Annotated in this window: 22 protein-coding genes and 1 pseudogene; 15 read left to right on the forward strand and 8 right to left on the reverse strand. The window is 43.1% G+C overall.

Going from position 1 to position 23,420, the window contains the following annotated elements:
• Nucleotides 1-80: 80 nt before the first annotated feature.
• The 5 genes and pseudogenes from ACE3JL_RS23550 to ACE3JL_RS23570 all read left to right on the forward strand — a co-directional run.
• Nucleotides 81-256 (forward strand): annotated as a pseudogene (locus ACE3JL_RS23550) (IS1 family transposase); the annotation flags it as partial.
• A 316-nt stretch (nt 257-572) separates the two neighbouring features.
• On the forward strand, nt 573-854 hold the full coding sequence (locus ACE3JL_RS23555) for a DUF4258 domain-containing protein (RefSeq protein ID WP_375328516.1): 282 nt from the start codon (nt 573-575) through the stop codon (nt 852-854).
• A gap of 5 nt (nt 855-859) precedes the next feature.
• The gene (locus ACE3JL_RS23560; RefSeq protein WP_272078265.1) at nt 860-1,084 is read left to right on the forward strand and encodes a type II toxin-antitoxin system MqsA family antitoxin; all 225 of its coding nucleotides are present in this window, start codon (nt 860-862) and stop codon (nt 1,082-1,084) included.
• A 561-nt stretch (nt 1,085-1,645) separates the two neighbouring features.
• Nucleotides 1,646-1,954, forward strand: coding sequence for a type II toxin-antitoxin system HigB family toxin (locus ACE3JL_RS23565; RefSeq protein ID WP_272078266.1), 309 nt, complete (start codon nt 1,646-1,648; stop codon nt 1,952-1,954).
• A gap of 253 nt (nt 1,955-2,207) precedes the next feature.
• Nucleotides 2,208-2,603, forward strand: coding sequence for a type II toxin-antitoxin system HigA family antitoxin (locus ACE3JL_RS23570; protein ID WP_375328517.1), 396 nt, complete (start codon nt 2,208-2,210; stop codon nt 2,601-2,603).
• 60 nt (nt 2,604-2,663) lie between these two features.
• Here ACE3JL_RS23570 and shc read toward each other — a convergent pair whose 3' ends face one another.
• From shc to ACE3JL_RS23600, 6 genes are all read right to left on the reverse strand, one after another.
• Nucleotides 2,664-4,571: a squalene--hopene cyclase gene (gene shc, locus ACE3JL_RS23575; RefSeq protein WP_375329652.1), complete on the reverse strand. Its 1,908-nt coding sequence runs from the start codon at nt 4,569-4,571 to the stop codon at nt 2,664-2,666.
• A 243-nt stretch (nt 4,572-4,814) separates the two neighbouring features.
• Nucleotides 4,815-5,570, reverse strand: a complete 756-nt coding sequence (gene tsf, locus ACE3JL_RS23580; RefSeq protein ID WP_375328518.1) for a translation elongation factor Ts — start codon at nt 5,568-5,570, stop codon at nt 4,815-4,817.
• 116 nt (nt 5,571-5,686) lie between these two features.
• Entirely contained in the window at nt 5,687-6,484 is a 798-nt protein-coding gene (gene rpsB, locus ACE3JL_RS23585) for a 30S ribosomal protein S2 (RefSeq protein WP_044034024.1), read from the reverse strand.
• 156 nt (nt 6,485-6,640) lie between these two features.
• Nucleotides 6,641-7,108: a thioredoxin-dependent thiol peroxidase gene (bcp, locus tag ACE3JL_RS23590; RefSeq protein ID WP_271989375.1), complete on the reverse strand. Its 468-nt coding sequence runs from the start codon at nt 7,106-7,108 to the stop codon at nt 6,641-6,643.
• A gap of 2 nt (nt 7,109-7,110) precedes the next feature.
• Nucleotides 7,111-7,959 (reverse strand): M56 family metallopeptidase, encoded by an 849-nt coding sequence (locus ACE3JL_RS23595; protein ID WP_375328519.1) that lies wholly within the window; start codon nt 7,957-7,959, stop codon nt 7,111-7,113.
• Nucleotides 7,959-8,447 carry a BlaI/MecI/CopY family transcriptional regulator gene (locus ACE3JL_RS23600; protein ID WP_375328520.1) on the reverse strand — a complete coding sequence of 163 codons (489 nt, stop codon included), beginning with the start codon at nt 8,445-8,447 and terminating at the stop codon, nt 7,959-7,961. Before ACE3JL_RS23600 ends, ACE3JL_RS23595 begins: the two co-directional genes overlap by 1 nt.
• Nucleotides 8,448-8,467: 20 nt before the next feature.
• On the opposite strand from ACE3JL_RS23600, the gene ACE3JL_RS23605 reads away from it, so the two are divergent.
• From ACE3JL_RS23605 to ACE3JL_RS23615, 3 genes are all read left to right on the forward strand, one after another.
• Complete coding sequence (locus ACE3JL_RS23605) at nt 8,468-8,764, forward strand: DUF4090 family protein (protein WP_375328521.1); 297 nt, start codon at nt 8,468-8,470, stop codon at nt 8,762-8,764.
• A 352-nt stretch (nt 8,765-9,116) separates the two neighbouring features.
• A complete protein-coding gene (locus ACE3JL_RS23610; protein ID WP_271989379.1) occupies nt 9,117-10,277 on the forward strand; it encodes an NDP-sugar synthase in 1,161 nt (386 codons plus the stop codon).
• Nucleotides 10,278-10,495: 218 nt separating this feature from the next.
• Nucleotides 10,496-11,734 (forward strand): lipid-A-disaccharide synthase, encoded by a 1,239-nt coding sequence (locus ACE3JL_RS23615; RefSeq protein ID WP_375328522.1) that lies wholly within the window; start codon nt 10,496-10,498, stop codon nt 11,732-11,734.
• A gap of 12 nt (nt 11,735-11,746) precedes the next feature.
• On the opposite strand, the gene dnaG is transcribed toward ACE3JL_RS23615, so the two are convergent.
• Nucleotides 11,747-13,651, reverse strand: coding sequence for a DNA primase (dnaG, locus tag ACE3JL_RS23620; protein ID WP_375328523.1), 1,905 nt, complete (start codon nt 13,649-13,651; stop codon nt 11,747-11,749).
• Nucleotides 13,652-13,835: 184 nt separating this feature from the next.
• On the opposite strand from dnaG, the gene ACE3JL_RS23625 reads away from it, so the two are divergent.
• Nucleotides 13,836-14,645, forward strand: coding sequence for an aminotransferase class IV (locus ACE3JL_RS23625; protein WP_375328524.1), 810 nt, complete (start codon nt 13,836-13,838; stop codon nt 14,643-14,645).
• A 55-nt stretch (nt 14,646-14,700) separates the two neighbouring features.
• Here ACE3JL_RS23625 and ACE3JL_RS23630 read toward each other — a convergent pair whose 3' ends face one another.
• Nucleotides 14,701-15,051 (reverse strand): single-stranded DNA-binding protein, encoded by a 351-nt coding sequence (locus ACE3JL_RS23630; RefSeq protein ID WP_002731888.1) that lies wholly within the window; start codon nt 15,049-15,051, stop codon nt 14,701-14,703.
• Between the two features lie 223 nt (nt 15,052-15,274).
• Between ACE3JL_RS23630 and ACE3JL_RS23635 the strand changes: the two genes are divergently transcribed.
• The 6 genes from ACE3JL_RS23635 (at nt 15,275) to ACE3JL_RS23660 (ending at nt 23,368) form a co-directional block, all read left to right on the forward strand.
• The gene (locus tag ACE3JL_RS23635) at nt 15,275-16,312 is read left to right on the forward strand and encodes a rod shape-determining protein (RefSeq protein WP_002751082.1); all 1,038 of its coding nucleotides are present in this window, start codon (nt 15,275-15,277) and stop codon (nt 16,310-16,312) included.
• Between the two features lie 73 nt (nt 16,313-16,385).
• Nucleotides 16,386-17,135: a rod shape-determining protein MreC gene (gene mreC / locus ACE3JL_RS23640; RefSeq protein WP_271989383.1), complete on the forward strand. Its 750-nt coding sequence runs from the start codon at nt 16,386-16,388 to the stop codon at nt 17,133-17,135.
• Nucleotides 17,102-17,683: a rod shape-determining protein MreD gene (gene mreD, locus ACE3JL_RS23645; protein WP_375328525.1), complete on the forward strand. Its 582-nt coding sequence runs from the start codon at nt 17,102-17,104 to the stop codon at nt 17,681-17,683. The genes mreC and mreD overlap by 34 nt, the downstream gene beginning before the upstream one ends.
• Before the next feature lie 126 nt (nt 17,684-17,809).
• Nucleotides 17,810-20,260, forward strand: a complete 2,451-nt coding sequence (locus tag ACE3JL_RS23650) for a transglycosylase domain-containing protein (RefSeq protein WP_375328526.1) — start codon at nt 17,810-17,812, stop codon at nt 20,258-20,260.
• A 397-nt stretch (nt 20,261-20,657) separates the two neighbouring features.
• Nucleotides 20,658-22,418, forward strand: a complete 1,761-nt coding sequence (locus ACE3JL_RS23655; RefSeq protein WP_375328527.1) for a M61 family metallopeptidase — start codon at nt 20,658-20,660, stop codon at nt 22,416-22,418.
• A gap of 23 nt (nt 22,419-22,441) precedes the next feature.
• A complete protein-coding gene (locus tag ACE3JL_RS23660; RefSeq protein ID WP_375328528.1) occupies nt 22,442-23,368 on the forward strand; it encodes a branched-chain amino acid transaminase in 927 nt (308 codons plus the stop codon).
• The last annotated feature ends 52 nt before the right edge of the window (nt 23,369-23,420 follow it).

A 23,420-nucleotide genomic window follows, 5' to 3' on the forward strand; every position in this document is an offset into this window, starting at 1 on the left:
AAGAGATGAAGCCTTTACTAAGAGCTTATTTAAAAAAACTTTTCTGGAGAGGTATAATGGTGAAGAATCAACAGTATCGAGCAGTAGGTAAAGAAACTGGTCAAACTAATCCTATTGAAAGATTAAACAATACTCTTCGACAAAGAATTTCTAGATTGGTCAGACAGAGTCTATCGTTCTCCAAAAAAATGGATAATCATACGGGGCTATCTGGTATTTTATACACGACTACAATGCCCAATTAGCAAGGCATTAAGCGCCATCACTACTATCGAATCACCACCCACCTGATTTTCTTCGAGGAAATCCTTAAGCCAAAATTAACCGAGGAGTTGGCTTTGCAAATCGGTGTCGATTTGTTTAACGGCTGGATGAAAGAGAAGATTCAGGAAATAGAATACGAGTTAGGTAATTAATGGTGGACGGGGTGGGTTATGCTCACCCTGCAAACGGTCGGTTAAATATTTTTAAACTTAACGCTCATTTATAATTGAATGTGTGGTAACATTATATCATCCTTGATGAACAAAATTAAAACAAACATTATTTAATAACAACAAAGAGGATAGAGTTTGAATTTTGAGAACTTAATCTTTTCTAGTCACGCGATACGCCAGATGTTTTTTAGGCGTATCGGTGATCGAGAGATCAGACAAGCGATCGCCTATGGGGAAATTATCGAGGAAAATCTAGAGAATACACCGTTCCCTAGTTATCTAGTTTTAGATTTTATTGATGGTAGAGCGCTTCATGTAGTTGTATCCTATGATGAGAGTACAAGAACAGCGTATGTAGTGACCGCCTATATTCCTGATCGAGAGTTATGGACGGATAATTTTAGAAAAAGGAGATAAAAGATATGGAATGTGTCATCTGTAAGCGTGGAACAACTCGATCGGGTTTCGTAACTGTTACTTTAGAGAGAGATAATTGTATCGTGATTCTAAAACAAGTCCCCGCCGATATCTGTCAGAATTGCGGGGAGTATTATCTAAGCGAGTCGGTCACTGCGGAGGTTTTACAGAAGGCCGAGGATGCGGTTAACAAAGGTGCGGAAGTAGAGATTATCCGCTATGTCGCTTAAGCGCGTCTTGACAGAGGATAAAAATATAAAGTTATGACCAAGAAATGTAGCTATCACGAATTTCTCTACTGTGAAAACTTAAAATATAGCGGTGTGCAGTCGTATGAGGTACAGTGTCACGAGCTATAAACCATGCTAGGCAAAGCTTGGTTTGTATCTCACTCAAGCGCTTACCGCTATAGTTAATTACAAATTCTGCTAAGTAGTCGTGCAAAATTAATTTCCTAGTAAAGATAGGCAAAAGGCAAGAGGCAAAAGGCAAGAGGGGGTTAGATATGTGTAATTAATTTTGCTTAGGTACTTAATTAATAAATATTAATAAACCGCAACCAGCTAGATAACTGGAATTTCACGGGCAAGCCATTAAGCCTTAAAAGTATTGCTATGCAAGGATCGTAGCCGAAAAAGCAAAACTACGGGTTTCCCTGTGGATGCGGTTTATCAGAGAAATTAAAATACTTGACTAGAGGCTTCGCAGTTTCCTATACTAGCAAGCAAGAACAAAACACACAAGGGGATTATTTGTCATGAAAATAAAACTTAAAAGATTAATAAAAAATTATGCACATTATTACAAGAGCCACCTTAAGAAATTTTTGGGAAACTCATCCAGAGGCTCAGGCTGGTTTACGTTATTGGTACAAGCAAGTTAGTCAAGCAAAATGGCAAAGTTTCCAAGATATTCGTCAGGATTTTTCTTCAGCTGACTTAGTGGGTAATTTTATAGTATTCAACATTTGCGGCAACAACTATCGACTAATAACTTACGTTGATTTTCAACATGAAAAGGTTTTCATTAGAAAAGTACTAACCCATGCTCAATATAATAAAAACCAATGGAAAAAAGATTCGTGGTTCAATAAATATTGATCTAAATCTCTGAATCTCCAAATAAGTAGGGAGGAAAAATTATTTGTAGGATGGGTTAGCGGTAGCGTAACCCATGCGGGTGTTGGTTTTCATGCTTCAGCCGTTCGGCAAAAGCTCACGGCCGAAGCCCAACCTAACGTTCATCTTATATTTAATTCCACCCACCCACTTATGAAAACTATAAATTATTAACTAAAAATTTTGTATCTCCTTCAGTCACCCCTATTTAAACCATAAAATTAGAGTTATCTTTATGTTTGCCACTGATAAATACTTAGAATTATTAAAGCAATACCCTCCTCGTCCTATTCACAATGAGGAAGACTTAGACATGATGCAGGAGGTTATTAATCGCCTTTTAGACAAACCCCAATTAACGGTAGAAGAAAGGGAATATCTAAATGTTTTAGGGTCTTTAATTTATGAGTATGAGGAAAATCAAGAGCCAATACCTGATATTTATGGAATTGAATTGTTGAAATTCATATTAGAGGAAAGAAACCTACAAAAGCAAGATTTGCTATCTATCTTTGAAAGTAAGTCAACCCTGGATGATATTCTTGATGGGCAACAAGAGTTAACTCCTATCTACATTCAAAAATTAGCCAATTTTTTAAATATATCTCCTGATTTATTTTTTCCTAGTTAGTCACAAAAAATGCGTTAGACAGTTAGGCTTATTTCCTGTCTTAACGCATAGATTAACAGACTAAATTAAAGCCCGATAACGCCCCAAAGCCAGTAGAGGGAAATACTGCTGATAGAAATGATATTTCAGGTAAAAATGACAGGGAAAACCTGTACCGGTGAAGTAATCTTCATCCCATGTACCATTTTCTTTTTGGGTAACAAGAAGATAGTTAACGCCCTTTTCAATCACTTCTCGCTGATAATTGCCGGTGACTTTCCCGACCGCTAATAAACCGATTAATGCCCAAGCAGTTTGGGAAGCGGTACTATTTCCCTGTCCTTTAAATTTAGGGTTATTGTAACTAAAACAGGTTTCACCCCAACCACCATCAACATTTTGACAACCGCTTAACCAATTGGCTCCTTTTTGCAATTGATGATGATATTTATTCGCTTCCAGAAAAGCCAATGCAGATAACGCCCCACTGGTGCCATAAATATAATTTACACCCCAACGACCAAACCAACTACCATCGGCTTCCTGTTCTTTTTCCAGATAATCCAAAGCTTTTTTAACTCGATTTTCCTCCATGTTAACATCACAAGTGCCTAACATTTCTAGAACTCTGGCAGTCACATCAGCCGTATTAGGATCGATCATTGCTTTTAGATCGGCATAGGGCAAAGAATTAAGCCAGTTTTGATCGTTATCGATGTCAAAAGCTCCCCAACCACCAGCTTTACACTGCATAGTCGCCATCCAATTAACTGCCCGTTTCATCACACCTTTTTTAATATTTTCATCGGGCATTTTAATTAACTCTAAAGCCATCACCACCACTGCCGAATCGTCTAAATCCGGATACCAGCGATTGTCAAATTCAAAAGCCCAACCGCCGGGAGTTCCGATTTTATTTTTAATCGCCCAATCGCCATAATCAAGAATTTGTTGATCGATTAACCATTGTCCTGCTTTAATCATAGCTGGATGAGCAGGATTTAGCCCGGATTCAATTAGCGATCGAATTACCCAAGCGGTATCCCAAACCGGCGACACACAGGGCTGTACACAATAGGTATTATCTGTCTCAATGGCAAAATTATCCACGGCTTTTAAACCGCGGGCAACAATCGGATCGTCAACATCATAACCTAGGGCTTTTAAAGCTAAGAGGGAATTTAACATCGCCGGGATAATTCCCCCCCAATCCCCCGTGTCTTCCTGTCGTTCAATTACCCATTTTTCCGCCGCTTTCAGACTTTCTTGACGGAAGGGAACTAAATCAGTTTTTTCTGCCCATTTAAACAGTCCATCTAACCAAAGAAAAACATCTGACCAATTGTTATTTTTTGGTAACTCATACTTGACATTATTTACCCCTTCTGTATAGAGTTCATCGAGATTAAAACCCATTTTATACACGGGTTTTTTGTCGAAAACAATTAATAAAGGAACCGTACTTCCCCGCGCCCAACTGGACATTTCATAGATAGTAAAAGGGAAATTTTCCGGCAGTAGCATAATCCAAGCGGGGATAGAGGGAACCCCCTGCCAATCATAACAACCAATCAAAGCGAGGTGCATTTTGGTGAAAATGCGGGTTTTGCTGATGCCACCTTTAGCTAAGATAAATTCTCTAGCTTTTTCTAAAACAGGATCATTAACAGGAATTCCCAATAGTCGCAGCCCCATGTAGGCTTCCACAGTGGTGCTAAGATCGCCACCATCCCCATAAAATAACTCCCAAGCGCCGTTAGGACACTGTTGCTGACGCAGATAGGTGGCTGCTTTGTCTAGGGGGCGATTTTTGTCAGTTTTCCAGATTTTGTGCAGTAAAATTGCTTCTGAGGTGATGGTGACATTAGATTCCAATTCTGCCCACCAGTAACCCTCAGAGTATTGGGTAGAAAGTAAATAATTTTGAGAAAGTTCGATCGCTTTCGCTGTTTTAGCGGCTATTTCGGTGATTTTTTCCTGAATCTGCATTTTTTTCCGTTCGACAACCTCTAGGGACCACCAGTGCAAATAAGATAATCTTATTTACAAAGTTTTTAATAAGTAGCTAAAGAATGGGATTTTGTTCCCAAACAATCCAATAAAGGAATCTGCTTTGGTTGCCAATTTCTTTTTTCTTTTGACTGATTACTGATAACTGATTAAGTACCCCCACTCCCCTGAAGACAAAAAGGGTACGAAACTCGCACCCCACCAGATTGCTCTTAATTTAACTTACTTTTTCTTTTTGCCTTTAGCGGGCGAATTATCCTTCGCTGCCGGTTCCGGGGCTTTTTCCTCCACTTGCGGGGCTGCTGCCACGGGTTCCGGGGGTTTTTGTCCCATTTGGGCGGCTACTTCGGCGGCGAAATCCGTTTCTTCTTTCTCGATCCCTTCACCTAGTACAAAGCGTTGGAAACGACGCACCTGAATATTTTCTCCCAAAGCGGCGATCGCTTGTTTGATCAATTCCTCAATACTAATGTTCTGGTCGCGGATAAAGGGTTGATCGAGCAGAGAAAGTTCTTTCAAACGTTTTTCAATGCGGCCAGCTACGATTTTTTCTTTGATATTATCGGGTTTATTGGCTAAATCGTCCCGTCCCATCTCAATTTCTTTTTCTTTAACGGAGATTTCGGCGGGAATATCGGCCACTTTCACATATTCGACGTTAGGACAAGCGGCAATCTGCATCGCCACGTCATTAACCAATTTTTTGAACTCCTCGCGACGGGCAACAAAATCGGTTTCACAGTTCACTTCTACTAAAACACCGATGCGGCTGCCGGTGTGGATGTAACTGCCGATCATCCCTTCTGCCGCTACCCGACTGGCTTTTTTCTCGGCGGAAGTAATCCCTTTTTGACGCAACCATTCGATCGCTTTAGTTATATCCCCCGCGTTTTCCGTCAGCGCCTTCTTACAATCCATCATGCCGGCGCCGGTCTTTTCCCTAAGTTCTTTAACCTGTTGTGCTGTAATTTCTGCCATAAAATTCCTAACCTACTGCTTATAGTTGATCATGCCACGAGAAGGGCAGGTTTTGCCGATCGATAGGTCCGGAAAGTTTCCCCCCGAACCTAACGGCAATCAATAGCTAATTTTTCCTAGTTATCGTCGTCTCCACTGGCAAATTCGGCGGCGTATTGGGAATAATCACCTTCTTCCTCGTACTCGGTTTCATTATCGTAGTCTTCCTCGTATTCTTCCACCGCCGCTTGACCACCGCGACGACCTTCGATGATCGCATCGCTAATTTTGCCTAAAATCAGTTTAACTGAGCGAATTGCGTCATCGTTGGCGGGAATCGGCACATCTACTAAGTCAGGATCGCAGTTAGTATCCAAGAGGGAGATGATGGGAATGCCCAATTTTTGACATTCTTGGATAGCGTTATATTCCCGACGCTGATCCACTACGATGACTAAATCTGGCAGCCGGCGCATGGTTTTAATGCCACCGAGGTATTTTTCCAGTTTGCCTAATTCCCGACGCAGTACCGATGCTTCTTTTTTAGGTCGTTTATCGAGGGCGCCGCTATTTTCTAATTCTTCTAATTCTTTGAGTCTTTCTACCCGGCCGCGAATGGTTTCCCAGTTGGTTAACATTCCCCCTAACCAGCGTTGGTTAACGAAGTGGCTGCCGCTGCGTAAAGCTTCCTGTTTAATGATTCCTGCTGCTTGCCGCTTCGTACCGATGAATAAAAAGCGTTTACCGCTATCGGCTTCTCCTCGGACAAATTCGTAAGCTTCTTCGATTAATTGGGCGGTTTGCACCAAATCAATGATATGAACCCCATTTCGAGCAGTGTAGATGTACTGAGACATTTTCGGGTTCCAACGGCGGGTTTGATGGCCGAAGTGAACCCCAGACTCTAGCAATTCTGCGAGAGAGACAACGGGCATATTTTTCTCCTTTTCGGGTTTATCCTCCATCTAGGGCTGGATTTCTAGATTCCTAGAAACACCCGATCGCCTAGATGTGCGATCTTTGACAACTTTTCTAGTCTAACACGAAAGGGCGCAATTGCATACCCGCAAATATTGGGTACTGAGGGCTTGCTACTGCAATTCCTCAAGTTTTTTCAAAACCGCTTCTGAATGGGCTTTTACCTTGACATTTGACCAAATATAGGCAATATTTCCCTGGGGGTCGATCAGGAAAGTGGATCGTTTAATCCCCATATATTCCTTACCCATAAATTTTTTTAATCCCCAGACTTGATAAATTTCCGCCAGTTGATGTTCGGTATCGCTCAATAATTGAATAGTTAAATTGTGTTTTTCAATAAAACGACAGTGGGACTTGGCTGAATCGGGACTAACTCCTAGAATTACCGCGTTTAATTGCTGAAATTGCGGTGACAAAGCGGTAAAATCGATCGCTTCTGTGGTGCAGCCCGGGGTGTTATCTTTGGGATAAAAATATAATACCAACCATTGACCGGCAAAATCTGCTAATTTGCTAATTTCGCTTCTTTGGTTGGGGGTGGCAAATTCCGGGGCTTTTTGTCCAACTTCTAGGGTCATTTTTAGGAGTGTAAAGGCAAGAGTAGGAAAGGAGCAAGGGAGAGGGAAAGCAATAGCCAGACTTGATAGTTAAATCTGGGAAATTCGGGGTTTTCTGACTCGACTAAAGCATCGATTCTCTCTAATAAACGATTATTTAAGGAATTATCACTCAGAGCAACACAGCAACTATCGGAGAAGTTTATTTCCGCTACTTGGTTAACTTTTTCTGCTACTAAAAGCAGCGATTCAGCTAATAGTAAATAATCCACTTGTCCAGAAGCGTACTTATCGGCGCGTAATTCCCGCAAGAAGACCAATTCTGACCATAAATTCTCGCTATTGGGCAGCCAAGAAGACATCGATCGCAGCCAACCTAACCAGAAAAACCAGAAGGTGTCATGATATTCTTGGTGAGCTTGTTCGTGGGCTAAAACTGCTTGTAAATGTTCTTGATCCAAGAGATTTAATAATCCTTCGGTTACAATTAATTCCGACTTCCAGAAGCCAACTCTGGCACTGTAGGGAAAATCCACCGCTAAAACTCTCGCTTTCTGAGTGGTGATTTTTTTGAGGGGATAACTACTAAAATCCCGATGGGTTTGCCAAGTTTGATAGGAAAGTTTTATCAGACAAAATAGAGCAAAAACTAGCCAAATTATGGCGCTAAAGTAACTGATTAAGCTGGAGTTATAGCCTAGCATTTGCCCGCGATAGCCCATACAAACCACCGATATAACTGTCATTAACAGCAGCAAAGGAGGAAAGAGGAAGAAAAATAGCGTTGTCTGCCAACGACGCTGATAGCTAGGCAGAAACCAACGTAAACCAATGGCGATAGTTAATGCTAGTAATAACATTGAACCGTGCATTAGCCTTCTCTCCGTTGTTGACGCAGGGTATCTAAACGAGATGCGATCGCTTTTAATTGTTCGACACTAGCAGTATCGAGACTATCGGCAAAAGAAGCCACCACATCCGCATTACCAATAGCCAAAAAACGATGTAATTGTTCGTAGGCTTTAATTGCCTGTGCTTGTTCCTTAGAAACCATCGGTTTCCAGTAGAAAATCCGACCCTGTTTATAACAACTTAACCAGCCTTTATTAGTTAAACGACGCAGTACCGTAGTCACAGAAGTATAGGCTAGATCTCGTTCTGGATCCGCTAAAATGCGATCGTGGACATCCTTAACGCTGACGGTTTCTAATTCCCAGACAATATTAAGAATTTCCGCTTCTAGGGGGCCTAGGGATAACTGTTTTGGTTGATAGGTCGGCAATTGAGCCATAGTTACACAGAAATGAAGATTACTTTCCTGATCATAGCGGCGGATATCGATCGCCTGATAAAATAGCAACGATCCTTTATATTGTCTTTATGTCCACCGAAAATAATTTAACCACAACTACGGGTGCTGATGCCATCGATGTGGCGATCGCTAATGGCATTGATTTTGATGGTTCCCCAATTCCCCAGGCAAAATTGGAACTTTATCACCGGGTAATGGGTTTGGAAGCAGGACGACAAAGAAGCGGGGTTTCTAACACGATGAGATCGCGAATTGTCCGCATCGGGGCCAAACATATCCCCCAAAAGGAATTAAATCAGCTGTTGTTAGCCGCCGATTTTGCTCCTCTCAAGGACAAAGAAATCGCTTTCTACTATCTCAAGTAGTCAAATTTTTGCTCACCATTTGGCTCTCTTATTCTTTGTGTGATCTCGCGTAGCGAGCGCGTTGCGACCAGTTTAACTTATATAGTAGTGATCGATCTTTGTGTTCTCTGTGTCTCTGTGGTTCCTTCCATGCGGTCTCGCGTAGCGAGCGCGTTGTGACCGCCAGCAGGACTGTATCTTAGAATACATTTTGCCCACCAAACCTGAGAGAGCCGACTGTTGGAAAAATTAGGCAGGAAGTCTAGGTTGATCTAATGGTCACGAGGATATATAACCACTGATTCCGAGCCGATAATGATACACTAGGCATGATTTAACTACAAACCTCGATCGCAAAAGGAAATAAATATCGATGAAAGCCATGATTTTGGCGGCAGGCAAAGGAACTCGCGTGCGTCCGATTACCCATACGATTCCCAAACCCCTGATCCCGATTTTACAAAAGCCGGTGATGGAGTTTTTGTTGGAACTGTTGCGACAGCATGGCTTTGATCAGATCATGGTGAATGTCAGTCATTTAGCCGAAGAAATTGAGAGTTATTTCCGCGATGGTCAGCGTTTTGGTGTGCATATCGGCTATTCTTTTGAAGGTAGAATCGAAGAGGGCGAGTTAATCGGTGATGCCCTAGGGTCGGCGGGCGGTTTACGACGAATTCAAGATTTTAATCCTTTTTTTGACGATACTTTTGTGGTTCTCTGTGGTGATGCGCTGATTGATCTAGATTTAACCGCAGCCGTTAAATGGCATCGAGAAAAGGGAGCGATCGCCACTATCGTCACCAAAACCGTCCCCAGAGAGGAAGTATCGAGTTACGGGGTGGTAGTTAGCGACGAGGAGGGAAGGATTCTCAGTTTCCAAGAAAAACCCGCGATCGATGAAGCTTTGAGTACCTGCATTAACACGGGTATCTATATTTTTGAACCAGAAATCATTGATTTTATTCCCCCTAATAGTAAATACGACATCGGGGGCGAGTTATTCCCTCAATTAGTCGCTAAAGGTGCGCCTTTCTACGCTTTAAACATGGATTTTGAATGGGTGGATATTGGTAAAGTCCCCGACTACTGGCAGGCAATTCGCGGGGTGTTATCCCGGAAAATTAAAAATGTTGCTATCCCCGGCATCGAAGTTAAACCGGGCATCTACACGGGCTTAAATGTGGGGGTAAACTGGGATCGAGTCGATATCACTGGACCTGTGTATATCGGGGCAATGACGCGCATTGAAGACGGGGCGAAAATTGTCGGTCCGAGTATGATTGGCCCGAATTGTTGGATTTGTGGCGGCGCAACAGTGGATAATAGCGTTATTTTTGAATATTCTCGCCTCGGTTCAGGGGCCCGTTTAGTGGATAAGTTGGTCTTTGGGCGCTATTGTGTTGATAAAACCGGCGCGGCGATCGATGTAGAAGCAGCCGCCTTGGATTGGTTGATTACCGATACCCGCAAGGTTCTCCCAGAGTTTGATCACCCTAAACATCAGGCAATTCGTTCTTTATTCCATGGCAAGTAGGCAACACCGCAACGGTAAAACCACTTCCTGCGCGTTGTGGGGAATGATGAATGATGAATTATGAATGATGAATTGGGGAGACGGGGAGAATAAATAAAAATAATCTCCTGACTCCTATCTCCTGACTCCTGACTCCTATCTCCTGACTCCTATCTCCTGACTCCTGACTCCTGACTCCTATCTCCCCAAAAGGAAAACTTCCTACCTCACCACACATCATGTTTGATTCTCCAGTTGATCTTCTTATTCTCTCCAATGGCCCTGGAGAAATATCCACATGGGTGTGTCCAGTTGTCAAGAGATTGCGACAAAACTTAACAGAAGATCGATCGCGGTTGCGGATTTCGGTGATTCTTTCCCCTTGTACTCATTCTATGGGGGCGGAAACGGAAGTAGTTAGGAAATATCCGGAGGTTGATCGAGTCCAGTCGCCAGAAAACTTCTTTAATTTTCTTTTCTGGGGAAAAACCGCCGATAATTGGGATTGGCACCCCAAGGGCATCGTTTTATTTTTAGGGGGCGATCAATTTTTTGCCCTCACCATCGGTAAACGTTTGGGTTATCGCACCGTTATCTATGCGGAATGGGAAGCGCGTTGGTATCGGGGGATCGATCGCTTTGCCGTGATGAATACAAGTGTATTAAATAATATTCCCCAACAATATCAGCATAAATTTACTGTTATCGGCGATTTAATGGTAGATTTGCCCACTGCTATCACTCCTGATGATACTACCTTAATTGCACTCCTCCCCGGTTCCAAACCCTCGAAATTAGCCCAGGGTGTACCCCTAACCTTAGCCATTGCTGAAAAGATACACGCGCAGTATCCCCAGACTAAATTCTTAATTCCCGTCGCTCCTACCCTAAATTTAGCTTATTTGGCGAAATTTGCCGATCCTAGCTATAATCCGATGATCACTAAAACTGGTTGGAGTGCTGCCCAATTAAAAAACGGTGAAAAACCCTATCTAGAAACAGCTAAAGGGGTAAAAGTTGACCTAATTACCGATTTTCCCGCCCATAACCAGCTTTCTCGCTGTCATTTAGCTTTAACGACGGTGGGTGCTAATACTGCCGAATTAGGGGCGCTGGCAATCCCGATGATTATTTTACTACCGACTCAGCAACTAGATGCGATGAGAACTTGGGACGGTTTACCCGGTTTATTAGCCCAACTGCCCGGGGTGGGTTCTTTATTTGCTAAGATAATTAACCTCTATATGTTACGGAAAAAGCGTTTATATGCTTGGCCAAATATTTGGGCCGGTGCAGAAATTGTTCCGGAATTATTAGGAGAATTACAACCAGAAGAAGTGGCGAGTATAGCTATATCCTGGCTAGAAAATCCCGAACAATTAGAGGCTATCCGGCAAAAATTGCGGGCAGTGCGCGGCCAAGCAGGAGCAGTGGATAAGTTAGTATCTATTATTGCCGAACAATTGTCTAGTTTCTAATCAATTAGAGAATTAAGCTTGTTGGTAGTGAGGATCAAGGGCTGTTAGTTTCTGAGAAGTTTGATAGAATTCCTGCTGATAAAATTCCCGTTGATTGCTGTCGAGGGAATTAATTAATTGTTCTTGACAGTAGCGACGATATTCCATTAAACTAATTTTTTCCATAGCTATAATAGCATCTTTAATTTGTTCTTCTGGTTGCAAAATTTCCTGACTGGTATGTTCATTTAAGTTAAATAAAGAATTAAAATCACGATTTTTGTCTGTAGTTATCATCAATAAATGATTCTGTAAAGCTGACATCAAATCTCTTGGTTTAGTAATTTGGGTTTCTAACTCTAAAATTACTTGCCATAACCAACGATAATCAGGGACATTAAAAATTAAATCTTTTTCATCCAAAAGTTCACAAATAAGCCTCCGATATTCGGGAGAATGGAGATAGATTAATAGTAATAACCATTCGGCTTTTTCTGTGCCATTTTTTTCGGATTTATCTAAGATATTTTTCCTCTTAATTGCTGGAGATTTTCCTTGAGGTTTATTAACCTGTTTAGAGAGATTTTTTAAAATATAAGGCAAACGAGTAGCATCTTTTTGAGCCAAAATTTCAGCACAATAATCTAGATAAAAAGTGCGTTGATTGCCATCGATTAACTTTTGCAGTAAACTTACCATACTACTGGCTACTTGTTGAAAGTGTAGTCCCTGTTTTAAGTCTTTATTAACCAACATTTGCGAGATTTGCCAATCAATCCAAAAAGGAGATTTTTCAATTAATTCTTGATAAATACTGGCGATGAGATTGTCGAATCCGTTAACCCCGTTAGTACGAGATTTAAGAAATTCATCGGCATCTTTACCATCGGGAAGATTGAGGATTTTTAGGTTAACTTGTCCTGAATAAACTAGGGAGTTAATTTCCTCGATTGCCCTTTGTGTCGCCTTAATTCCCGCTTGATCGGCATCAAAATTAAAGATTATTTGTTTACTTTCACTGTAGCGCAAAAGTAGCTTAATTTGCTCTTGACTTAAAGCTGTTCCTAAACAGGCAACCACATTAGTAATACCGGCAGCATGGAGAGCGATTGCATCAAAATAACCCTCTACAACTATCGCTAAATCTTGATGAATAATTGCCTGTTTAGCTTGATCGAGAGCAAAGAGAGTTTTTCCCTTTTCAAATAGAGGAGTATCGGGAGAATTTAGATACTTTGGTTGTTGATTAGCTAAAGTGCGACCACCAAAAGCGATCGCACGTCCTTGACTATCAAAAATAGGAATCATTAAACGATCTCGAAATTGATCGTAATAACCACTACCATTTTGACGTGCTTTAATTAATCCTGCTTGTTCAACTAAAGCCACAGGATAGCGCTTTTGCTCCACCAAATAACGATAGAGCGTTTCCCAACCCTCTGGAGAATATCCCAGTTGAAAAGTTGTGATAGTTTCTGCGGTTAATTGTCGTTGTACCTTGAGATAATCTAACGCTTTTTCCCCTTGAGGTTGACTAAGGGCGTGTTGATAAAAACTCACCGCCACGGCCATTATTTCGTATAATTGTTCCTTGAGGGATAATTTCTGTTCTAATTCCTGACGCTGTTCTACTGCCAGAGTTTTAATCGGGATTTGATATCTTCTAGCAAGATCGAAAACCACTTCACTAAAAGATTGTTTTCCCACTTCCATAAGAAATTTAATTCCGTTTCCCCCCGCACCACAGCCAAAACAGTAATACATTTGTTTGGCAGGACTAACCGTAAAACTAGGGGATTTTTCCTCATGAAAAGGACATAAACCGACGTATTCCCGTCCTCTTTTTTTTAAGACAACTCTCTCCGAAATTAGATCCACAATATCAATTCTTTGTTTAACTTCTTCGATCGTATCTGGATGTAGTCGCGGTGTATCCATAATTAGTTATCAGTTATCAGGAGATTATTTTTGTTTATTCTCCCACACTCTTAAAATATGTGAGTAATCACCACAGAAGTGATAGAATCAAAATAGAGGTGTGCTTTTGAGCTTAGTAGTTGTTTTTCATTCCTTGACTCCTGACTGCTGATGGCTGACGGCTAAAATAACTGATAACTGGATCATGTATTGGTATAATGGCGAATTAATCGAGGATGAGCGAATCAGTCTGGGGATTGATGATATCGGGCTGCTTTATGGAGCGACAATATTTACTACCCTGCGTGTCTATCAACACAGCTTAGATCATCCCCTGACCCATTGGCAAGAACATCTCAAACGTCTCCACTCTAGTTTACAAGTTTTCCAATGGACCGATCCCGATTGGCAGCGAATTCGTCAAGGATGCGAGGAGTTATCCCTATTCTATCCTGTCCTGAGAATCACAATTTTTCCCGATGGCAGGGAGTGGATTAAAGGCAGATTCCTCCCCGAAGATTTAAACATAAGACAAGAGCGGGGAATTATTGGGTGGGTAGTGGATAATCCCGCTTGGCAACGCGTTTTAGGAGAGCATAAAACTGGTAATTATTTAACCCCTTGGTTAGCGTCACAAACTGCTCAAAAAAAAGGAGCAAAAGAGGCGATATTAGTCGATCGAGTCGGTAATTGGTTAGAAACTAGCACTGGCAATTTATGGGGATGGAAAGATAATTGTTGGTACAGTCCCCTGCTGACTGCTGATATTTTACCCGGAATCGGGCGCTCGGCTTTGATCTGCTGGTTAAAAAAACAAAATATTTCCCTAGAAGAAAATCGCTGGACTCCCGAATTTGTCAGGACTTTACAAGCGATCACCTATAGTAATTCCCTGGTGGAAATTATCCCTTTTAATTCTATTCTCGGCTGGAATCTAGAGATAAATACAGCTATTTATAGAGAAATTTTACCAGATTTACAGCAATATTTTTTCAGTCAACTAGAGAATAAATAAGGGTGTGTACTAGAGGCTAACACACCCAAAATCGGGAAATAATACCGCTCAAGCTTTAAAATTCTCGCTCGGAATTAGCCTCACTATCGCGCTTAGAACCGAGTAAATCTAATTGATCAACTAGAATCACCGGTTTAGAGCGAGCTAATCCCGTGTTTTTATCATTCCAAGTATCCATTTTTAAAGACCCTTTAATCCCGATTAAACCGCCTTTTTTTACATAATTAGCGGCCACTTCCGCCGTTTTGCCCCAAATTTCCAGATCGAACCAATCCGGCTGATCGCTATTTTTCGAGCGACGATTAACCGCTAAAGTTAAAGTACATAAAACCTTACCCGACTCGAAATACTTGGTTTCCGGGTCTCTCCCCGCTCGTCCCACCAAATGAACCAGATTTACACTCATGGTCTTAAATCCTCAATTTAGTACAATAGTATGTTCATTTTAGCCTGAAACCTGAGCCTTGACCGGTGGCTAGGGAGAAAATTAGGGCAAATACCCGCGTAAATCTGGAGAGAAAGAAGCGATAATTAACTAGACTTGAGACACAAAACCTAATAAAATCCAAGTCGATTCGATCGAAAGTCTAGCTATAGCAACGTTGTTATCAGAACAGGAGTGAAAACAAGTGGGTTTTTTTAGAGGACTAGGCTTATCAAGGGACATAGGTATAGACTTGGGTACAGCAAACACCCTCGTCTATGTATCAGGGAAAGGCATCGTTTTAGAGGAACCATCGGTAGTGGCGATCGATCAAGATCGTAACCCGGTCGCTGTCGGGGAGGAGGCCAAAAAAATGCTTGGTCGTACTCCTGGCCATGTCACCGCGCTGCGACCCCTGCGCGATGGGGTAATCGCCGATTTTTACAGTTGCGAGATCATGTTAGCGGAATTCATCAAACGAGCGCTCGATGGCACGATTGGCAATCCCCGCATGGTAATCGGTGTTCCCAGTGGGATTACTGGAGTAGAAAGACGCGCGGTGGTAGATGCGGCCAAAAATGCCGGCTCCCGAGAAGTGGGGTTAATTGATGAACCCGTTGCCGCAGCCTTGGGTGCCGGTTTACCCGTCTCGGAAGCGACGGGAAATATGATCATCGATATCGGTGGTGGCACCACGGAAGTGGCCATTCTCAGTCTTGATGGAACTGTGATCAGCGAATCGGTGCGCGTCGCTGGGGATGAACTGACGGACTCAATTATCGCCTATCTAAAAAAAGTCCATAACCTGATTATCGGGGAACGTACGGCCGAAGATATTAAAATTCGCCTTGGTTCAGCTTATCCCTCCCCCGAAGATGAATTTCCTCCTCTGGAAGTGCGGGGATTGCATCTTATGTCCGGTTTACCCCGCACCGTGACCATAAAAGCGGAAGAAGTGCGGGAAAGTATGGATGAACCACTTTCCGTGATCGTTGATGCGATCAAACGTACCCTAGAAAAAACTCCCCCCGAATTAGCGGCCGATATTATCGATCGCGGGATCATGTTAGCGGGAGGAGGTGCTTTATTACGGGGACTCGATCGCCTAGTCAGTCACGAAACCGGTATCGTTACCCATGTCGCTGAAGATCCCCTGCGCTGTGTGGTCAAAGGTACGGGAGAAGTGTTAAAAAATCAGAAACTCTTTGAGCGGATCGTTAATGAAACAACTCGCAATGTCTAAAGGTCACTAGGATCGGTTAGCGGCAAAAGACACGGATTCTCACTCTACACAGTCAAGAGGTTTTTAATCGCTCATGTATTCAGCACGACGAAAATGGACACAGCAGGGATGGCGACTTTTTCTGCTCGCTGCCGCTTTGGGGGTAGCTTGGTACATTCGCACCTATCAAAGTGGGGCGATTTTAGAATTGTATGGTTTATTAACTCGTCCTTTTCAGGGAGAGGAAACTAATCTGCAAGAGCAACTTCTGGCCGATCAACGGGTGCGAGAATTACAAAATCGTTTAAGTGAAGTCGAATATCAAAATCAACAATTAAAAAAACAGCTTGGTTATTATCAAACCCAGAAAAAACCCCTGATTTCTGCCCCAATTATTGGCCGCAGCGCCGATGATTGGTGGCAACAGGTAATTATCGGTCGGGGTAGCACCGATGGTGTGTCAGTGGGTGCTTCGGTGACGGGAATTGGCGGTTTAGTGGGACGGATTACGGAAGTTACCCCCCACACCAGCAAAGTTTTATTGATCAGTAATTCCCAAAGTCGCATCGGAGCAACGGTGAATCGCAGTCGGGCCATGGGTTTAATTCAAGGTCAGGATTCCCAAGTCGCCACCCTGCGCTTTTTTGAAAAAGCTCCCGATGTCAAACCGGGAGATGTGGTGACAACTTCGGCTTTTAGTAGTCTTTTTTCGCCGGGGTTGCCCATCGGTCGTATAATTTCCCTTAATTTACAGGAAAATCCCGCCCCTACCGCCAAAATTGAATTTACTGCCACCGTGGACAATCTCGAATGGGTGTTCGTTCACCCGCAACCCCAGCAGTGAGAGGGGGAATTATGCTGAAATTAAGCCGTTTATCAGCCCGTTCTCGTTTTATACTGAATATTTTAGTCACTATCGCTTCACTGCTTCTGTGTACCTTTCTTTCCTTAATGCGGCTACCCGGGATGGAGATTTTAGGCATCGCTCCCAATTGGTTACTGATTTGGTTGGTTAGTTGGAGTCTCAATCGCTCTTGTTTCGATAGTCTGGTGGCCGGATTAGCGATCGGCGCTATTCAAGATAGTTTAACCTCTAATTATCCTTCCCATATCATGGTTTTTGGTCTGATCGGCTTCCTTACTTCCCGTTTACACCGACAACGTTATGTTAAAGAAGAATTGATCGCCGTGGTCTTAATTGTCTTTGCTATGACTTTAATCTCTGATGGTGCGATCGCTTTTCAATACTATCTACAAGGAGGCAAAAATCTCGCTGATCTTTGGTTCGATTATCAACGCATTGGCCTCACTTCTGCTCTGCTTAGTAGTCTCTGGACTCCCCTCGTCTATTACCCTCTCCAGCAATGGTGGCGACAATTTAGCGATCTTTAAAGAGTCAGGAGACAGGAGACAGGAGATTATTTTTATTTGTTCTCCCTGCTCCCCTCTCCCCAATTCATAATTCATAATTCATAATTCATAATTCATCATTCTCACTCCCTCACCCGCTCAACTAACATGAAATACAAACAAAAACTTAGTCAATTTTTTCATAATCTCGCTAATAAATTAGGAAATTCCAAGCAACCTCCTAAAGTCGATCCCATTGACTCCGAATCTGCGCCAGTTGCCCCAGAAAAGCCAGTAGAAGCATCTTCCGAAGAAAAAAAGGTTAATTTAGTCTCCCAAGCCAGTAGCAAGGCTCTAGAGACATTTAAACCCATAAAAAACAAATTTACTACCCTGATTGATAATTCCCCCTTACCGCAATGGCGACAACATCCCCGCTTTGGCTTGTACTTGGGATTGGGATTAGGGGTGACAGGGGGACTTTTGGGGGTAGGTTGGAGCATTTATCGCCTTGAAACCTCTCTACCGCAAAATATCGCCGATATACAAACCTATACTCGTCCCGGCACCCTGACAATTCAAGCCACTAATGGCGAAATCCTCAAGCAAAATGGCCCTAGTACCTACGAAACCGTGAAAATTGCCCAAGTTCCCCCACTGGTACAGGAGGCCTTTATCGCTAGTGAAGACCGCCGTTTTCGCGAACACGGGGGAGTGGATGGCCAGGGTATTGCTCGCGCTCTCTTTTCTAACCTGAGAGCCGGGGGAGTGGTGGAAGGAGGCAGCACCATCACCCAACAATTGGCCCGGATTGTCTTTTTATCCCAAGAAAGGAGTTTTGATCGCAAATTACGGGAAATGCGTATCGCTCAGAAAATAGAAGATAAATATACAAAAGACCAGATTTTAGAGCGTTATTTCCACCTAGTTTATCTCGGTTCCGGGGCCTACGGTCTTGCCGATGCCGCTTGGTTATATTTCAGTAAACCCGTCGATAAATTAACCCTAGCCGAAGCTGCCACCCTTGCCGGCATTGTTCCCGCTCCTAGTCTCTATTCTCCCCTCGAAAACCCCAAAGCTGCCCTAGAACGGCGTAATATCGTCCTCAAAACTATGGCCGAGGTGGGATTTATTACTAACGCTCAAGCCGAACAAGCGATCGCATCTCCCCTAGTCCTTAAAACCAGTCCCCTAAAACGTCTGCAACGGCAAGCGGCCTATTTTACCGATTATGTGGAAAAAGAACTGCCGCAACTGGTTCCCGCTAAAACCCTAGAAGCGGGGGGATTGGTGGTAAAAACCACCCTTAATCCTCGTTGGCAAAGCGAAGCGGAGGAAGTGGTAGAAAGAGCGGTTTCTCGTTATGGCCAGTGGCAGAACTTCCAACAGGCGGCTTTAGTGGCAATTGACCCCAAAAATGGACAAATTAAGGCTATGGTTGGAGGAATTGACCACGAGAAGAATCAATTCAATCGGGTGACACAGGCAAAACGTCAGCCGGGATCTACTTTTAAACCTTTTGTCTATGCGGCGGCGATTGCGGCGGGGAAATCCCCCTATTCTAGTTATAAAGATGCTCAGTATGTGGTGGATGGTTATAAACCGGAAAACTACGGTGATAGGTATAGCGGCCGCGAGGTGTCCATGCGCGATGCTTTGACTTCTTCCCTAAATGTGGTGGCAGTTCAGGTGTTAGTGGCCGTCGGTTGGAATCCGGTGATTAAATTAGCTCAAGATATGGGTATCCAGTCGAAACTTTTACCCACTTATTCTTTGGCTTTGGGTGCTTCGGAAGTCAATCTTTTAGAATTGACCAGCGCCTACGGGACTTTTGCTAATAATGGTGTGCATCAACCAGTTTACGGTATTAATCAGGTACTCGATCGCAATGGTAAGGTAATTTATCAAGCCAATTTTAAACCGAAAACTGCTCTGAATAAAAACACGGCAGCGACGATGACTTGGATGTTAGAGGATGTGGTTAATTCGGGAACGGGAACCCCCGCACAAATCGGTCGTCCAGTGGCAGGAAAAACCGGCACTTCTGATAAAGCTCGTGACCTTTGGTTTGTCGGTTATATTCCCCAATTAGTCACGGGAATTTGGCTCGGTAATGACAATAATAAACCCACCAATGGAGCCAGTACCATGTCCGCTTGGATGTGGCGACAATTTATGTTAGAAGCAATTAAGGATATTCCCTATCAAGGTTTCCCAGAACCGAATTTAGGCAAACGTCCGGTGACATTAAAAGCGGAACCAATTAAACCCCGACGTACCTACTTTACCCAAACTACTAACAATCGTTTAGCCAGCAGCGATGAGGGTTCCCCCACCGAAGAACCCATCCGCAGACGGCGCCGGGTTCGGGTAAATCGCGAGCAAACTATCGTCCGTTCTAATACTAGCGAACCGGGCCAACGTCGTTCTAGTCGTCGGCGTACTAGAGTCGCTCCTACCAGCGCCGCTGCTCCTAGTCCTCAAAATACGGCCCCCACAGCAGCCGAACCGATTACCGTTCCCGTCAATGTGGCAGCTCCCGACACTCGTTCGGTTCCCCTAGAGGTAACTTCTCCCCCCGATGTGGCTCCTCCCGCACCCCCAGCAGAAAGACGCTGAATCGGCAAAAAAAACCGCAGGATTTGCGGGGGTTTTCTTTGCCAAACTGCTCGGCCAAATCTGGGAAAACCATCGGATTTTTCGCACCGCTATAATACGGCCATCCGTTGAGTATAGGCTACAACATATCAGGAGAGGCACTCCTGCAAGTGCAGTGACTCTTGATTTATTACAGATGCGTCAGCGGCTGCGTGTAAGCATCCCACCGAAAAACTAATGCGCGGGGGGTTTGGGGGGTAGAACCCCCCAAAGGCTTGGATTGAGTGATAAAATCGCAAGTAATACGGCCATCCGTTGAGTACAGGCTACATATCAGGAGAGGCACTCCTGCAAAAGGGGGAATAAATAATCAGTGTTTAATAACCAGATTCAGTAGAATAACTTAAAAGCTTGTTTAATGCCGATGACCAGTCTTATTTCCCCCACTACCATCTCCTCAACTCGTTTAAGTCTCAGCTATCAAGTGGCTATGTCGGAACCGACTTCACACCTCTTTGAAGTCACTCTACAGATTACTGGTTGGCAAGCACCGATTTTAAACCTAAAAATGCCGGTTTGGTCCCCCGGTTCCTATCTAGTGCGGGAATACTCCCGTTTAGTCCAAGATTTTCAAGCTATTAACCTCAACAGTCGCAAAGTTGCTAAAAATCACTGGCAGATTGACAATGGTGACAGTTCCGAAATAACGGTCAAATATCGCGTTTTTGCCCAGGATTTAACCGTCAGAACCAACCATCTCGATGATACTCACGGTTACTTCAACGGGGCTGCTTTATTTTTCTATATCCCCGATTATCAAAAACATCCCCTCACCCTGACAATTATCCCCCCCCATGGCGATTGGCGCGTTACCACTGCCTTAAAATCTTTACCCGGACAGAAAAACACCTTTCACGTTCCCGATTTTGACACCCTAGTGGACAGTCCCGTGGAAGTGGGTATTCATCAGTTATATGATTTTGTCGTCGAGGGAAAACCCCATCAATTAGCTATCTGGGGACGGGGAAACGCCAATCCTAGTCAAATTATCGCCGATACCACTAAAATTATTCAAACCGAGTCGGCCATGTTCGGTGGACTCCCCTATGATAATTATCTCTTTTTGCTACATCTTTCGGCCAGCGGTTACGGGGGACTAGAACATAAAAATTCCTGTACCCTTAACTATGCGCGTTTGGGATTACGAGATAAGGATAAATATAATCGTTTTCTGCAATTAGTCGCCCATGAGTTCTTTCATCTCTGGAATATCAAGCGTATTCGCCCAAAAGCTTTAGAAAGCTTCGATTATGATGCAGAAAATTATACTTCTTCCCTCTGGTTTGCCGAAGGAACCACCAGTTATTACGATATGATAATCCCTCTACGGGCGGGAATATACGATAGTAAGACTTTTTTAGAGCTTTTAAGCAAGGAAATCACTCGTTATCTCAATATACCCGGTCGTCTTGTCCAACCTCTAGGCGAATCGAGTTTCGATGCTTGGATAAAACTCTATCGACGGGATAGCAATAGTGATAATAGTCAAATTTCCTACTATCTCAAGGGGGAATTATTGTCGCTGCTTCTCGATTTACTAATTCGCACCCACACCGATAACCGTCGTTCCCTCGATGATGTTTTACGCTCGATGTGGCAACATTTCGGTAAAGAGGAGATTGGTTATACCGATGGCGAATTGCAGGCAATTCTCGAATCGGCTGCGGGAGTGGATTTAAGCGACTTCTACCAGCGTTATATCGACGGTTTGACAGAATTACCCTTTAATCAATATCTTGAACCTTTTGGACTCTATCTGCGGGGTGTTGACAATGGGGAGACGATACCTTATCTGGGAATGCGGGTACAGAGTGAAGCGGGTAAAGAAATAATTAAATTTGTCGAGATGGGTTCTCCTTGCCAAAAAGCGGGAATTAATGCTGATGATGAATTATTGGCTATCGATGGATTGCGGGTGACGGCGGAACAGTTAAACGAAAGATTAAAAGACTACCGCGCAGGTGATATTATTCAGATCACAGTCTTTCATCTCGATGAATTGCGAACCCTTGCTGTTCCACTGGCCACCCCGCAGACGATTCGCTATGAAATTATCAGGGTAGAAAATCCTTCTAATAGCCAGAAACAAAATTTTTCTGCATGGGTAAATCCCGTTTAGTTCTTGGTTAAATCAACAAAAAAATGTCTATTACCGCCGAAATTCCTTTCCTTCCTCTCGCCTATTTTGAGAATAAATTTATCCCTTTTAGTGAGGCAAAATTATCCGTTGCTACCCACGCACTACACTACGGAACTGCCGCTTTTGGGGGTTTACGAGGTACTCCCGACCCTAACAATCCCGGACAGATATTATTATTTAGATTAGAACGTCATTGTCAGCGTTTAAGTCAAAGTGCTAAGTTTCTTAATTACGAGATTCCTGCTGATAAAATCTATCAAATAATTATCGATTTTGTCAAAAATAATCAGTGTCATCGACCTTTTTATATTCGTCCCCTTGTCTATAGTTCCGGGTTGGGAATTGCCCCGCGATTGCATGGTATCGAGAAGGATTTTCTAGTCTATGGTCTAGAAATGGATGATTATTTAGCGGCCGATGGGGTTAATTGTCGGATTAGTTCTTGGTATCGTCAAGAGGATAGAAGTTTCCCGTTGCGAGGTAAAATTAGCGCCGCTTATATCACTTCTGCTTTAGCAAAAACGGAAGCGGTGGAATCGGGGTTTGATGAGGCAATTTTAATGAATTCTCAGGGTAAAGTCTGTGAAGCGACGGGAATGAATATTTTTATCATCAGAAATGGTCAGCTAATTACTCCTAGTTTTGACCAAGATATCCTAGAGGGTATTACTAGAGATAGTGTTTTAACTATTGCGCGGGATTTGGGTATTCCGGTTATTGAAAGACCCGTAGATAAGACGGAGTTATTTATCGCTGATGAGGTGTTTTTAAGTGGCACTGCGGCGAAAATAACTCCGATTAAAAAGATTGAAACTTTTTTTTTACCGGCAGCTAAACCGATTACTTATCAGTTAAAAGAAAAGTTAAGTTCTATCGTTCTCAATCAGGAACCAAAGTATCAAGATTGGATTACTAAAGTTCCTTTATAGTTAGAGAAACTTCCTGAATTTTTCCTTGAGATGCGTCAAATAATGGCGCATC

This window comes from Microcystis sp. BLCC-F210, from assembly GCF_042134685.1.
Lineage (GTDB): Bacteria > Cyanobacteriota > Cyanobacteriia > Cyanobacteriales > Microcystaceae > Microcystis > Microcystis aeruginosa_D.

What these genes read in the sequence shown, in the direction of transcription:
- mreD (WP_375328525.1), top strand. Translation starts at nt 17,102, where the DNA reads ATGGGTGTTCGTTCACCCGCAACCCCAGCAGTGAGAGGGGGAATTATG.
- rpsB (WP_044034024.1), bottom strand. Translation starts at nt 6,484, where the DNA reads ATGCCCGTTGTCTCTCTCGCAGAATTGCTAGAGTCTGGGGTTCACTTC.
- bcp (WP_271989375.1), bottom strand. Translation starts at nt 7,108, where the DNA reads ATGACCCTAGAAGTTGGACAAAAAGCCCCGGAATTTGCCACCCCCAAC.
- ACE3JL_RS23570 (WP_375328517.1), top strand. Translation starts at nt 2,208, where the DNA reads ATGTTTGCCACTGATAAATACTTAGAATTATTAAAGCAATACCCTCCT.
- ACE3JL_RS23610 (WP_271989379.1), top strand. Translation starts at nt 9,117, where the DNA reads ATGAAAGCCATGATTTTGGCGGCAGGCAAAGGAACTCGCGTGCGTCCG.
- ACE3JL_RS23605 (WP_375328521.1), top strand. Translation starts at nt 8,468, where the DNA reads ATGTCCACCGAAAATAATTTAACCACAACTACGGGTGCTGATGCCATC.
- ACE3JL_RS23615 (WP_375328522.1), top strand. Translation starts at nt 10,496, where the DNA reads ATGTTTGATTCTCCAGTTGATCTTCTTATTCTCTCCAATGGCCCTGGA.
- ACE3JL_RS23625 (WP_375328524.1), top strand. Translation starts at nt 13,836, where the DNA reads ATGTATTGGTATAATGGCGAATTAATCGAGGATGAGCGAATCAGTCTG.
- ACE3JL_RS23650 (WP_375328526.1), top strand. Translation starts at nt 17,810, where the DNA reads ATGAAATACAAACAAAAACTTAGTCAATTTTTTCATAATCTCGCTAAT.
- ACE3JL_RS23630 (WP_002731888.1), bottom strand. Translation starts at nt 15,051, where the DNA reads ATGAGTGTAAATCTGGTTCATTTGGTGGGACGAGCGGGGAGAGACCCG.
- tsf (WP_375328518.1), bottom strand. Translation starts at nt 5,570, where the DNA reads ATGGCAGAAATTACAGCACAACAGGTTAAAGAACTTAGGGAAAAGACC.
- ACE3JL_RS23660 (WP_375328528.1), top strand. Translation starts at nt 22,442, where the DNA reads ATGTCTATTACCGCCGAAATTCCTTTCCTTCCTCTCGCCTATTTTGAG.
- ACE3JL_RS23565 (WP_272078266.1), top strand. Translation starts at nt 1,646, where the DNA reads ATGCACATTATTACAAGAGCCACCTTAAGAAATTTTTGGGAAACTCAT.
- mreC (WP_271989383.1), top strand. Translation starts at nt 16,386, where the DNA reads ATGTATTCAGCACGACGAAAATGGACACAGCAGGGATGGCGACTTTTT.
- shc (WP_375329652.1), bottom strand. Translation starts at nt 4,571, where the DNA reads ATGCAGATTCAGGAAAAAATCACCGAAATAGCCGCTAAAACAGCGAAA.
- ACE3JL_RS23595 (WP_375328519.1), bottom strand. Translation starts at nt 7,959, where the DNA reads ATGCACGGTTCAATGTTATTACTAGCATTAACTATCGCCATTGGTTTA.
- ACE3JL_RS23560 (WP_272078265.1), top strand. Translation starts at nt 860, where the DNA reads ATGGAATGTGTCATCTGTAAGCGTGGAACAACTCGATCGGGTTTCGTA.
- dnaG (WP_375328523.1), bottom strand. Translation starts at nt 13,651, where the DNA reads ATGGATACACCGCGACTACATCCAGATACGATCGAAGAAGTTAAACAA.
- ACE3JL_RS23655 (WP_375328527.1), top strand. Translation starts at nt 20,658, where the DNA reads ATGCCGATGACCAGTCTTATTTCCCCCACTACCATCTCCTCAACTCGT.